Consider the following 12,747-nt stretch of genomic DNA (forward strand, 5'->3'; position numbering starts at 1 on the left):
CGGCTGTCCCGCAATCACCGACTCGACCGCCTGCCGGAGCGAGTCATCTCGACATGCCCCGGATACGCGAAAGAAGGCTGATCATGTCCCCAGCCACCTCCTCGACGTACAGCGCCATCACCTTGAACATCAACGGCGAGAAGCACACGCTCTCCGTCGACCACCGCACCACCCTGCTCGACGCGCTGCGTGAGCGACTCGACATGACCGGCACCAAGAAGGGCTGCGACCAGGGGCAGTGCGGTGCCTGCACCGTCCTCGTCGACGGGCGCCGCAACGTCTCCTGTCTGCAGCTGGCGGTGGCCGCCGAGGGACGCGAGATCACCACCATCGAGGGCGTCGCCGACGGGGACGAACTGAACCCCGTGCAGCAGGCGTTCCTCGATCTCGACGGCTTCCAGTGCGGCTACTGCACCCCGGGCCAGATCTGTTCGGCCATCGCGGTCATCGAGGAGCACGCGGCGGGCTGGCCCAGCGCCGTCACCGACGACGTCCGTCCCGAGGCGGGACCGCCACCGCTCACGCCCGGGGAGATCCGGGAGCGGATGAGCGGCAACCTGTGCCGCTGCGGCGCCTACGTGTCGATCGTCGAGGCCGTCGCCCGCGCCGCCGCCGACAGCACCGCGAAGACCAAGGAGGCCGTGGCGTGAAGGAGTTCGACTACCAGCGGGCGTACGACGTCTCCGGCGCGGTCGCCCTGCTCGGCGCCGACCCCGAGGCCCGCTTCCTCGGCGGCGGCACCAACCTCGTCGACCTGATGAAGACCGGCGTCGAGCGGCCCGCCCGCCTCGTCGACGTCCGCGAACTCCCCCTCGACGGTATCGAGTCGACCGGGGACGGCGGACTGCGGATCGGCGCGACCGTCACCAACAGCGACCTCGCCGCCCACCCCGAAGTCCGCCGCCGCTACCCGGCGCTGACCCAGGCGGTCCTGGCCGGCGCCTCCGGGCAGCTGCGCAACATGGCCACCGTCGGCGGCAACCTCCTGCAGCGCACCCGCTGCGGCTACTTCGCCGACGTCACCCAGCCCTGCAACAAGCGGACCCCCGGCAGCGGCTGCCCCGCGATCGAGGGCGAGCACCACAACCACGCCGTCCTGGGCGCCTCCGCGCACTGCGTGGCCACCCACCCCTCCGACATGGGTGTGGCCCTGGCCGCCTTCGACGCCGTCGTCACCTACGAAACGGCCGACGGGCCGGGTGAATCGCCGCTCGCCGACTTCTACCTCCCGGTGGGCGACACCCCGCACATCGAGACGGCCCTGCCGCCGGGCGCCCTCATCACCGGCGTCATCCTGCCGCCCGCCCCCGTCGCCGCGCGCTCCCGCTACCGCAAGGTCCGCGAGCGCGCCTCGTACGCCTTCGCCATCGGCTCGATCGCCGCCGCGCTCGACGTCCGGGACGGCGTCGTGCACGAGGTGCGGCTGGCCTTCGGGGCGGTCGCCTCCCGGCCGTGGCGGGCCTACGCGGCGGAGCGCGTGCTGACCGGGGCACCGGCCGACGCCGAGACCTTCGCGGCCGCCGCCGACGCAGAACTGGCCGCCGCCGAGCCGCTGCCGCACAACGGATACAAGGTGACACTGATGCGCAACCTCGTCGTGGCCGTCCTGTCCGAACTCACCGAGGAGGCCACCCGATGACCACCGCCCCCACGGCACACCAGGACGCCGTCGGCACCGCGCACACCCGGGTCGAAGGCCGCGACAAGGTCACCGGAGCCGCCCGCTACGCCGGAGAGATCCCCTTCACCGGACTCGTCCACGGCTGGCTGGCGCTGTCCACCGTGGCCCGCGGCCGGATCCGGGCGATCGACACCGCCGACGCGCTCGGGATGCCGGGCGTGCTCGTGGTCCTGACCCACGAGAACGCCCCGCGCGTCACGACCGACTACGCGGGTCTCATGGGGATGAAACCCGACCCGACCACCGCCGTCTTCCAGCACGACCGGGTACCCCACAGGGGCTGGCCGGTGGCGCTGGTGGTCGCCGAGACCTCCGAGCAGGCCAGGGAGGCCGCCGAGGCGCTGGTCGTGCACTACGAACAGGAGACGCACGACATCGCGTTCGCCGCCGGTCACCCGGACGCGTACGCGCTGGACGCCTTCGGCCCCGCGGTGATCGAGAAGGGCGACCTGGACGCCGAACTCGCCGCCTCCGCCGCCGTCGTGGACGCCGAGTACTCCACCCCCGAGGAACACCACAACCCGATGGAGCCGCACGCCGTGACGGTCCGCTGGGAGGGGGGTCGGCTCGAAGTCCTCGACTCCAACCAGGGCACCATGTGGGTCGCCGGTGAACTCGCCAGCCTGTTCTCCCTCGACCCGGCCTCGGTGTGGGTCCGCTCCGAGCACGTCGGCGGCGGCTTCGGCAGCAAGGGCGTCCGCGCGCACCAGGTCGCCGCCGTCATGGCCGCGACCGTCCTCCAGCGCCCCGTGCGGGTGGTCATGACCCGGCGCCAGATGTTCTCCCTGGCCGGCTACCGCAGCCCCACCAGCCAGCGGGTCCGGCTCGGCGCCGACCCCGACGGACGGCTGCGCGCCCTGGAGCACCGCTCCCAGAGCCTCACCTCGACCGTCCACGAGTTCATCGAGTCGGCCGCCGGCCCGGCCCGTGTGATGTACGCCGCCGACGCCCACCACACGGCAAACAAGGTCGTACGGCTCGACGTGCCGACCCCGACGTGGATGCGCGCGCCCGGCGAGGCACCGGGGTCGTTCGCGCTGGAGTCGGCGTTCGACGAACTCGCCGAGAAGCTGGGCATCGACCCGATCGAGCTGCGGGCCCGCAACGAGCCCGAGCGGGGCCCCGTGTCCGGGTTGCCGTTCGGCAGCCGCAACCTGCACGCCTGCTTCCGCGAAGGCGCCCGCAGGTTCGGCTGGGCGGACCGTGACCCGCGCCCCGGGGTGCGCCGCGACGGCCGCTGGCTGCTCGGCACCGGCACGGCGGCGGCCTCCTTCGGCGCGGGAGCCGCGCCGTCCACGGCCGCCGTGACGGCCGAGGCCGACGGCACCTTCACCGTGCGGATCAACGCGGCGGACATCGGCACCGGTGCCCGCACCGCGCTCACCCTGGTCGCCGCCGACGCGCTGGAAGTCGCACCGAACCAGGTCCGGGTGCGGATCGGGGACAGCGACTTCGGACCCGCCATGATCGCCGGTGGCTCGATGGGCACTCGCTCCTGGGCCTGGGCCGTCACCCTCGCGGCAGGCGAACTGCGGGAGCGGCTCGCGCTCGGCGCCGGCGTCCCACCGGAGGGCATCACCGTCCGCTCCGACACCACCGCCGCCATCGGCGCCCTCGCCCAGAAGGAACGCCACTCCTACGGCGCCCAGTTCGCCGAGGTCGCCGTGGACCCCGCCACCGGCGAGGTACGCGTGCGCCGCATGCTCGGCGTCTTCGCGGCGGGAAAGATCGTCAACCCGCTCACCGCCCGCAACCAGCTCGTAGGCGGCATGATCTGGGGCATCTCCATGGCCCTCCACGAGGAGGCGGTACGCGACCGGGCGTCCGGCGGCCACTACGGCGCCGACCTCGCCGGCTACCACGTGGCCGCGCACGCCGACGTGCCCGCCGTCGAGGCGGACTGGGTGGACGACCCCGACCCCGACGACCCCGTCGGCATCAAGGGCATCGGCGAGATCGGCATCGTGGGCGCGGCGGCGGCCGTCGCCAACGCCGTCTGGCACGCCACCGGCGTACGTCACCGCCATCTGCCGATCCGGCCCGACCGCGTTCTCATGGCGGGCCGGGATGCTTGACCTGGCCACCGAGCTGACCGAGTGGGCGCAGGACGGCCGCGACTTCGCCGTCGCCACCGTCGTCGCGGTGAGCGGCAGCGCCCCGCGCGGGCCCGGCGCGGCCCTCGCCGTCGACAGCCGGGGCACAGCCATCGGCTCGGTCTCCGGCGGGTGTGTCGAGGGCGCGGTGTACGAGCTGTGCCAACAGGCGTTGACGGACGGCGAGACCGTCCTCCAGCGCTTCGGCTACAGCGACGAGGACGCCTTCGCCGTCGGCCTGACCTGCGGCGGCGTCATCGACATCCTGGTCACCCCCGTCACCGCCGGGTCGCCGGACCGGGCGCTGCTGCACGCCGCGCTCTCGGCCGCCGCCAAGGGCGAACCGACCGCCGTCGCCCGCGTCGTGCGGGGCCCGGCCGACCTCCTCGGGCACGCCCTGCTCGTACGCGCCGCCGGGTCGCACGACGATTCGCACCACGGCGGGGCCTACGACGGGAGGGTGCGTGACGGTGCGTACGAAGGCGGTCTCGGCGGGCACCCCGGTCTGGACCGGGCGGCCGTCGCCGAGACCCGGGCCATGCTGGACGGCGGACGCACGGGCACGATCGAGCTCTCGGCGAGCGGAGCGAGATGGGGGTCCCCCCGGACGGAGTCTGGGGGAGGATCGCACTGCCCCGGCGGCCTCACCCTCCTCGTGGAGACGCGGGTGCCGCCGCCCCGCATGATCGTGTTCGGGGCGATCGACTTCGCGGCGGCGCTGGTCCGCGCGGGCAAGTTCCTCGGCTACCACGTCACCGTGTGCGACGCCCGGCCGGTCTTCGCCACCCGGGCCCGCTTCCCCGAGGCCGACGATCTCGTGGTGGACTGGCCGCACCGCTATCTCCGCAGCACCGGGACGGACAGCCGTACGGTCCTGTGCGTGCTCACCCACGACGCCAAGTTCGACATCCCGCTGCTGACGACGGCCCTGCGGATGCCGGTCGCGTTCGTGGGGGCGATGGGCTCCCGCCGCACCCACGCCGACCGTGACCGGCGGCTGCGTGAAGTCGGGCTCACCGAAAGGGAGTTGGCGCGGCTCAGGTCCCCGATCGGGCTCGACCTCGGCGCCCGTACGCCCGAGGAGACCGCCCTGTCCATCGCGGCGGAGATCGTCGCGGCCCGGCGTGGCGGCACGGGCGTACCGCTGACCGGTTCGGGGACGCCGATCCACCGCGAGGCGGGGGAGCGGGGGCCGTGGCGGCGGCCTGAGTACGTCAGCCGGGGCAACTGAGTATGTGGTCCGATGCCCCGCACCCAGGCCCGCTGGTGCACTGTCCTCATGGACACGCACCCCTCGCGCCCGCGCTCCCTCCGCAATGTCACCGCCACGGCCACCGCCACCGGTTCGGCCCTCGCGGTGGTGCTGCTGCCGCTGGTGGTCGGGGCGTTGGTGGCGCGGTCGGCCGGCGGTGACCCGATGGCGTCGGTCAACGCCCTGATGACGGGCGGCGGGGAGCGGGCGCGGCTGTCCCGGAGCCAGCTGCCCGTCCTGCGGGGCATACACACGGCGCCCCGCAGGATGGGTGCGCATTTGGCACGGCGACGGCCGACGGAGGGCCGTTCGCCGCTGAACGGCCGTTCGCTGCTTGACGGCCGTCTGCCGGTACGACGGCTACTGACCCGCGGCGAGGACGTACGCGTTGAGGTTCCCCACGGTCGTGAGCGGTGACGGCGAGCCCAGCTCGTAGCGGTCCACGGCGAGGTAGTTGGGCTTCTTGCGCGCGGCCGGGGTGCAGAAGTTCTGCGCGCGGTTGCCCAGCTTGGCGTTGTCCGTCTCGGCCGTGCCGCTGATCGTGTAGTCACGGAAGTGGTTCATGACGAACAGCGGGTGGAACGCGGCCGAGTCCGTGGTGAGCGGTCTGCTCGTGCCCCAGCGGCTGTAGCAGGACCAGTCGGAGTCACCGAGCCCGCCGCCCATGGACCAGTAGTTCTCCACGGTCCACTCGCGCTGGTACATCACCCCGAAGGTGTTCCGGGCGGCGTAGCCGGCGGAGACGTCGCTCGCGCGCGTGCGGTCACTGAAGATCAGCAACTGCTTGCCCCAGGCGGCGAGGTCCGCCATCGTCGGCCAGCCGCTCGTCGCCACGCCCTCCTGGTCGGGCCGGTACAGCACGTCGGACAGACCGCTGACGGAGGCCAGCGACGACTTCAGTACGTCGGAGGCGGTGTAGTCCTCCAGGAAGACGGTGGCGAACTGACCCGGGTTCGCCTTGAGGAAGTCGACCATGCGCCGCAGGTCGGTGGCCAGTGGAACCGGACTGCCGACTCCGTCACAGCTGTTGTGACAGAGCACCGCCTGCCCCGACACGGTGTACGCGTCCAGCATGAACCCCCTTACACCGTCCGTGAGTTGCTGGCTCACACCGCGCGACTGGTTGGGGAAGAGACTGACGGGGAACGAGGCGAAGTTGCCGTCCACACCGTTGGCGAAGGCGTTGTGCGAGGTGAGGAACGAGACCTGGTCGAGGGTGCGGGTGTCGGTGGACGGCATGGCCGTCGTGGCATAGGTGACCGGCGTCAGGTGCCAGCGGGCGTGGTCGCCGCTCGACCCGATCTGCACGAGGGAGGAGTCGGAGGAGGCGCCCGTCAGGTACTGCGAGGTGCCGGGCACGCCGATCGTGTACGTGCTGTTCGCGGCTTCGGTGATCGTCCACGTGGTGCCGTCCGCGCCGCAGGCCGCGGTCACCGCCGAGGTGCCGCCGCGCCCGAGGCAGATGCCCGACTCGTCGGCGTTCCGCAACTGGTGGCCGCCGCTGACGGCGACCGGCGTCCACTGCTGGTGGTCCTCGTTGCCCCTGGGGTTGTGTGCGGCGACCGTTCCGCCGCTGTCCGCCGCGTTGAGACCGGTGACGGAGTTCTGCAGATAGACCGCGTACGTGGGGACCGCCGCGGCGGCGGGGCCCGAGAACGCGATGGGCACGCCCAGGGCGAGCGCGGCGACCGTGCACAAGGCACGGGCGCGAGGGCGCGAACGGGGACGGGGACGGGGACTTGGACGGGACAGACTCACGGGGTTCCTTCCACTCCGGCACGCCGGGTTGATGTCAGAGGCATGACACACCTGGCACCGGGTCGCGCGCCAGCCCCGTCACATGAAGACATCGTGAGCGCGAACTCGTCGTAGCCGAAGGAGACTTGGCCGAGACAAGTTTGAGATTCAAGCAAGTTTTGGGGATTCTGTGGAGAAGATCTGTTTAAACTCTGGAATCCGCTCGAAGAGAGACCACGCGTGAGTGAACCGACCGTCTCTGTCTGTCCGCAGTGCGGCATGCCCCGGGCGACGGATGGCACTCCGGCCTGTTCCTGCGGCCGCCTCGCCTCGGAAGCTCACCGGGACATCCGTACGGCGCAGGCAGAGGCCGCGGAGGACTTCGACCCCGTACGCATCAGGCCGTTCGTGAAGGTCGGTGACGACAGCGAGCCGGTGGCCGCCTCGGAGGCCGATGAAGGCCCGCCGCAGCAGGGTGACCCGGAAGACGGCGACACACCGGCAGAGCCCCCTGTCGAGCCGCACCACACGCCGACCGTTGACCTTTCCTTCGACCAAGAGCTTTCCGCCGACCGTGCCCAGGGCGGCCGACGGCGGCGCCGGGCGGCGCTGGCCGCAGGGGTGGGCGCCGTCGCGGCGGCTGCCCTGGTGACGGTGGGCATCATCGGAGGGCTCTTCTCGTACCAGGCTCCCTCGCGGGGCGGTTCGGGCCCGGACGACATCAGGGCCGGCCTCCCGGAAGCGGCGGCCGGGACGGAGGCATCGGCGCCGTCAAAGACCCCGTCCCCTACGGTGGCAGCCACGGCCTCCCCGTCCGAGAGCGCGACCACCTCACCGGAGGCGACCCCGACCGAGAGCCGGGCCACCCCCACCGGCTCCGGCACCCCGACCATGACGCCGTCCGACAGCCACGCCACGGCCACGGCGGCCCCCGCGCCGACCCGGTCGGCCGGGCGGCCTCCCGTCCTCGGCCTCGGCGCCCAGGGGGCCGAGGTCACCGAACTCCAGCTCCGCCTGCGCCAGATCGGCTTCTACGACGGCGACGCCGACGGCGCCTACGACGGCGAGGTCCAGAGCGCGGTCCGCGGCTACCAGCTGACCCGCGTCCTCATCGAGGACGACTCGGGCGTCTACGGCGAGGCGACGCGCGCCTCGCTCGAAGCCGAGACGTCGGAGCCGTGACCCCGGTCGCGACGCGGACGCTCCCGCGACGCGCCCGCCGGACCCGCCCGCCGAACGGGCGGCGGTGGCGCGTGCCGTACGGCCGGGACGGCGGCGAGCGACCTCGTCGGCCAGGTTCCGACACGGTGGCTCAGCCGTGCGCCAGCAGGTCGAGGTGGCGTCGTGCCTGCTCGGCCGTGCCGCTGTGGGGGAACTACTCGGTGATCTGCTGCCAGATGTCGCGGGCGTGCTCGACACCCTCGGGGTCGTCGCGGGTTTCGAGGGCCCGGGCCAGGTGAGCCCACTGCTGGGCGTGGCCGCCGGAGTGCTCGACCGCGTCCTGGAGAAGGTCGACGGCTTCGTCGAGGCGCCCCTGCCGGAAGGCGACCCAGCCGCAGGCGTCCTCACACACGGCCATCCGGCTCGGCTCCAGCACCCGGCGCGCACTCTGCAGGGCGCCCTCCGCCAACAGGCGCGCCTCGTCGAGCCGGATGCCCTGCTCCGCGTAGAACATGGCGAGCCGTGCGGTGAGGGTGATCAGCGCGGCCCGCAGCGGAGGTTCCTCGTCCGTGCCGCGGAACGCGGTCAGCCGGGCCGCGCAGGCGTCCTGGGCCTCGAGAAGCTCCTGCTCCACCTCCCACGGCTGCTCACGCCCGGCGATCAGATGGGCGATCCACTCGTGGTGCCGACCGGCGCCCGACTGCCGGGCAGTGCCGCCGATCGAGCGCAGGGCCACGATCGCGTCATCGGAACGGCCCAGCAGATCGAGGACGTTGGCCAGTTCCTCGTGCATCCGGGCCTCCAGGTCCGCGCTCAGTGAGGCCTCCCGCGTGGCGTCGACCAACTCCTCCCGAGTCCGCTCCAGGAGCCCCGTGCGCTCGTCGCCCTGCGAGGTCTCCGCCTGCCCGCGATGGGTGACGGCCAGTTCGAGACGGGCCAGGTCCCGTTGCTCCCCGGCCGGCAGGAGCTCGATCAACCGCAACAGCGTCTGCTCGGCGAGGTCGTACTGGGCCCGGTGGTCGCGGTACAGCCGCGCCAGGGTGAAGCGGGGATACGCGTAGAGCGGCGCCAGCTTCGACGCGCCCCGGCAGTCCCGCGATCTCGCTGTGCAGCAACTCGGCGAAGCCCGCCGCGACCTTGTCCAGCTCGCCGACGTCGTCCCCGGCGACCAGGTTCTTGAACGAGAGGATCCGGACGGGGCGCGAACCGCGTCGGCTGACCGCCAGCAGCACCAGAACCACCGCCAGGACGAGCGCGACCCACTCCGCCAGGGGCCACTTCCCGGACAGGTCGTGGACCACGCCCGTCACGGCGAGCGCGATCAGCGCGGCGGCGATCGGCAGGAAGGCCGCGTTGGCACTGAGCGCGGCCTTGAGCAGCCGGGCAATGCGCCGCCCCCGACGCGCTCCGGCCGGTGGCCACGACCACGCGACGCGGCCGGTCTCCCGGAAGAGATGCTTGAGCGAGGGCATGACCACGCGCCCTTCTGCCGGCGCCCACTGTCCGTCACCCCTCCTCGTTCCAGCGTCTCTAGAACTCTGTGTGTGCCTGTGGTTTCCAGGCTTTTCGGGCGCGGCGTGGCCGTGTGCGGTTGCCGTCCGGTGGTCCGAACCTTGGGGTGAGGGGATGGACTTCGGTGGCGTGCAGGTGGTGGAAGCCGGTCCGCTCGGCGGCGCGGGTGCGCCGTCGACAGGTTCCGCGTGAGAGCCGCACCCGGCCGGACCGAAGAGGGTCTTCTTCGGTCCGGTGGGGTGCGGGTACTCCATGACCTGGCACCGGCCCGGGTGTGGCGGCTGGTGTCGTGGTGTCATGCCCCGCCGGACGCTGGACCGCCCCCGTGGTAGGGGTGGTGGCGGGGACCGTACGCACATCGGGCGTACGGCGGGAAGTCTTCTGGCCCGGGGCTGCGGCGGCGCGCCGGGTGTCTCGGCCGCGAGGGCCGGCGGGCCTGCTGGGGGTGGGGTGTCCCTTGCCCGCAGTGGTCTTCGGTCCGGCCGGGCGGGGCGGGGCCGTCTCGGCGCGGCGTTGGCGGCGCAGGCGGCGGGTGGTCTTCTTCGGCCGGCGCACCTGGGCCACGGTGCCCTCGATGGTGGTGCGGATGGTGCGGGCGTGGGTGGCGCGGTCGGTGACGGTGTGGCTCTGGGCGAGCAGGCCGCGCGAGACGATGCGGCGGGCGGCGGCGTGGTCGCGGTCCATGGACAGGTGGCAGCGGGTGCAGTGGGCCCATGTCCAGCCGCGCTCACCGAGCCGGTCGGGGGCGGGGTGGTGACCCAGCGGGCCGAGGCAGCCGGGACAGCGGGCGGAGGTGCCCCGGGCGGGGACGGTGACCACCGCGATGCCCGCCTTCGCGGCCAGGTGCCGCATCGCCTCGGCGACGGTGCCGCGGACCTGCCCGGACAGGCGGGCGTTGCCGCGCCTGCGGCCGCGCGCCTCCAGGGTGGCGAGGTCTTCGAGGTAGATGACGGTGGCGCCGAGCGCGGCGGCCTGGTCGACGGCCCAGCGGGCCGCCGACCACGCCAGCGCGTCGTTCAGCTTCCGGATGCGGGCGCACACCCGCTCATGCTCGCTCTGCAGCACCGCGGCCTTGTCCAGGAGGCCGGCCCAGGCCAGGTGCGGGGCGCCGAGCCCGTCGGCCAGCGCCTGGTAGTGGTCGCGTTTGGCGGCGAGGTGTTCGCGGTGGCCGCGCAGCCGGTGCAGTTTCGCACTGATCGCGGTGGCGGCGAAGAGCAGGGGGCGGCCGTCGGTGATCACCCGCGCCGCCCCGCCACGCCCGGTCAGACGGCCCAGGGTGCCGGTGAGCAGGGTGTTCACCCCCCAGTCGAAACCCGCCGCCACGGTGTGCCCGGACGCCCTGGCGGCCGAGACGGGGCGCGTGTGCGGCAGGTCCACCGCGATCCGCCCACTGCCGGTGGGGCGCAGGGTGGGGGTGTGCAGGACCGCGTCCGGACCGACGGTGCCCGGCAGCCGCAGGTCGATCACATGCCAGGCCCACTCCCGCCCCGAGGCCGGGGCCGCGCACAGCGGGAGTTTCACCCGCAGCCGGGCCGTGGCCTCGTCCAGGCGCTGAAGGGTGACCTGCTGGCGGTCCATCGCCGCCAGCAGCACCTGCGCCGCGATCCGGGGCGGCTCCTCCAGCTCGCACAGTCCGGCGGGCAGCTTCCCGTGCCCGGCCAGATGGGCGCGCACCTGGTGGGTGCGGTTGCGGATCTCCGCACTGCTGACCCCGGTCGGCAGCAGCGCCCGCAGCGCGGCCCACTCCGCCCCGGTGCGCCGAACGGGGTCGGCGGGCCAGGCCGTGAGGATCGCGGCCACGATGGTGCGCCGGTGCAGGGCCAGGCGCAGCATGCGTGCCGCGTACTCCTGGGCCGCCCGGCGCACCCGGTCCGAGACATACACCCCCTCGGCGGGCGCGGCATCCCCCGCCCAGTGCAGGCGGCGCATGGCCATCCAGCCCTTGGACGGCAGATCCTCGCCCCGCCCGTCGAGGCCGGCGGCCAGTACGTCCAGCGAACCCTCGTCCCACCGGGAGGCCACCAGACGGCCGGTCAGTTCCCGGCACAAGGAGGCCAGGAAGGACACCCGCTCCCACAGCAGCCGCTGACCCACCTGCTCGCCACTGCCCTCGACCACAGCACGAAAGGCGGTGCACGTGGCCGTCGCCACCAACCGGCCCACACCCACCACCCCCCTCCACGGCCCCGAACCGGGCACACACCAGCACCCGATCGGCCTAACGACCGACTCCCGCACAAAGACACGCACCCAGGCAACCACGCCCGATTCATGCAGGAAAACGCAGCAAAATCGCCAACAGTTGAAGACCCTGCGCCCGGAACACCGAGGCGGCGATTCCGGGCCCCCTCGCCCAGACCTGGCCCCTGCGTCAGACCCGGTCGGCGACGATCAGCAGGTACTGGAAACTGCCGTTCTCGTAGGCGGTGATGAAGGTGTCCTCGATGCCGGTGACGAGGTGGTCGGCCTGTTTGCGCAGCTCCCAGTAGGGGAGGGCGGCCGGAGTCAGGTCCATGACGTGGACGGGGACGAGGCGGTGTCGGGCCAGCGCGCGGAAGTACTCGGAGCGGGCGTGGATGTCGCAGATGTAGTGGGCGTTGATGAGGGACACCTCGCGGGAGGCCCGCCCGTAGGCGTCGTTGTAGCAGCCGGTGACGGTGACGTAACGGCCGCCGCGGCGCAGCAGACGGGCGTGCTCGGCGAAGAGCAGGTCCAACTCGACGTACATGGTGGACTCGTTGTTCCAGGACGCCGCGAACTCGCCGGAGGGCAGGCCCGTGTCGAGCATGTTGCGATGGTGGTAGCGGACCCGGTCGTCGATGCCCCGCCTGCGTGCCTGCTCGCCCGCGAACTCGGCCTGCTTGCGGGAGATCGTGACGCCGTCGGCGTGACAGCCGTACCGCAGATGGGCCACCACACTGCCGCCGCCGCGCCCGCAGCCGGCGTCGAAGACGCGGTCGCCGGGGGAGAGAGGGCCGAGATGGCGGGCGAGCAGTTCGGCCTGGGCCTGCTCCAGGCGGTGCAGTTCGGCGGTGACGCGCGCGCGACGGCGGGCCGGATCGGGGTCGTCGTCGAGGACGGACCAGTCCGCGTCACCGATGCCGTAGTGATGGTGGTAGAGGTCGTCGATCCTGCCGAGTTCGAGGTTGACCGGGTTCTCCTCGGCGTTCCAGTAGTCCGCGACGCGGTTCTGGTACACGGACTGGGCCGGGGAGGGCGCAGAGGCCTGGGCGGGCGGCGGTGCGGCGGTCGTGGTGACGGCGTCGATGATGGTCAACGGTGGCTCCTCCGGTGGTTTCGGGCTGCGGCCA

Annotated in this window: 10 protein-coding genes; 6 read left to right on the top strand and 4 right to left on the bottom strand. The window is 72.9% G+C overall.

Annotated elements, in window-relative coordinates:
* Positions 1 to 83: 83 nt before the first annotated feature.
* Genes OG622_RS43610 through OG622_RS43630 form a run of 5 tightly spaced genes read left to right on the top strand, consistent with a single transcriptional unit; the run spans position 84 to position 5,443 of the window.
* Positions 84 to 650 (top strand): (2Fe-2S)-binding protein, encoded by a 567-nt coding sequence (locus tag OG622_RS43610; protein ID WP_371582448.1) that lies wholly within the window; start codon positions 84 to 86, stop codon positions 648 to 650.
* Positions 647 to 1,639: a xanthine dehydrogenase family protein subunit M gene (locus OG622_RS43615; RefSeq protein WP_371582450.1), complete on the top strand. Its 993-nt coding sequence runs from the start codon at positions 647 to 649 to the stop codon at positions 1,637 to 1,639. The genes OG622_RS43610 and OG622_RS43615 overlap by 4 nt, the downstream gene beginning before the upstream one ends.
* Positions 1,636 to 3,756: a xanthine dehydrogenase family protein molybdopterin-binding subunit gene (locus OG622_RS43620; protein ID WP_371582452.1), complete on the top strand. Its 2,121-nt coding sequence runs from the start codon at positions 1,636 to 1,638 to the stop codon at positions 3,754 to 3,756. The genes OG622_RS43615 and OG622_RS43620 overlap by 4 nt, the downstream gene beginning before the upstream one ends.
* Positions 3,749 to 5,005, top strand: coding sequence for an XdhC family protein (locus tag OG622_RS43625; RefSeq protein ID WP_371582454.1), 1,257 nt, complete (start codon positions 3,749 to 3,751; stop codon positions 5,003 to 5,005). Before OG622_RS43620 ends, OG622_RS43625 begins: the two co-directional genes overlap by 8 nt.
* A 48-nt stretch (positions 5,006 to 5,053) precedes the next feature.
* Positions 5,054 to 5,443, top strand: a complete 390-nt coding sequence (locus OG622_RS43630) for a hypothetical protein (protein WP_371582455.1) — start codon at positions 5,054 to 5,056, stop codon at positions 5,441 to 5,443.
* Here OG622_RS43630 and OG622_RS43635 read toward each other — a convergent pair.
* Positions 5,387 to 6,724, bottom strand: a complete 1,338-nt coding sequence (locus OG622_RS43635) for an RICIN domain-containing protein (protein ID WP_371582457.1) — start codon at positions 6,722 to 6,724, stop codon at positions 5,387 to 5,389. The two genes, OG622_RS43630 and OG622_RS43635, sit on opposite strands and share 57 nt — an antisense overlap.
* A 279-nt stretch (positions 6,725 to 7,003) precedes the next feature.
* On the opposite strand from OG622_RS43635, the gene OG622_RS43640 reads away from it, so the two are divergent.
* The gene (locus OG622_RS43640; RefSeq protein WP_371582459.1) at positions 7,004 to 7,945 is read left to right on the top strand and encodes a peptidoglycan-binding protein; all 942 of its coding nucleotides are present in this window, start codon (positions 7,004 to 7,006) and stop codon (positions 7,943 to 7,945) included.
* Positions 7,946 to 8,138: 193 nt separating this feature from the next.
* Here the strand turns inward: OG622_RS43640 and OG622_RS43645 are convergent, their stop codons facing one another.
* The 3 genes from OG622_RS43645 to OG622_RS43655 form a co-directional block, all read right to left on the bottom strand.
* Positions 8,139 to 8,900 (bottom strand): tetratricopeptide repeat protein, encoded by a 762-nt coding sequence (locus OG622_RS43645; protein WP_371582460.1) that lies wholly within the window; start codon positions 8,898 to 8,900, stop codon positions 8,139 to 8,141.
* 554 nt (positions 8,901 to 9,454) lie between these two features.
* A complete protein-coding gene (locus OG622_RS43650; protein ID WP_371582462.1) occupies positions 9,455 to 11,554 on the bottom strand; it encodes a zinc ribbon domain-containing protein in 2,100 nt (699 codons plus the stop codon).
* A 253-nt stretch (positions 11,555 to 11,807) separates the two neighbouring features.
* On the bottom strand, positions 11,808 to 12,707 hold the full coding sequence (locus tag OG622_RS43655) for a geranyl diphosphate 2-C-methyltransferase (RefSeq protein WP_371584409.1): 900 nt from the start codon (positions 12,705 to 12,707) through the stop codon (positions 11,808 to 11,810).
* Positions 12,708 to 12,747 lie beyond the last annotated feature (40 nt).

The organism is Streptomyces sp. NBC_01314, assembly GCF_041435215.1.
Lineage (GTDB): Bacteria > Actinomycetota > Actinomycetes > Streptomycetales > Streptomycetaceae > Streptomyces.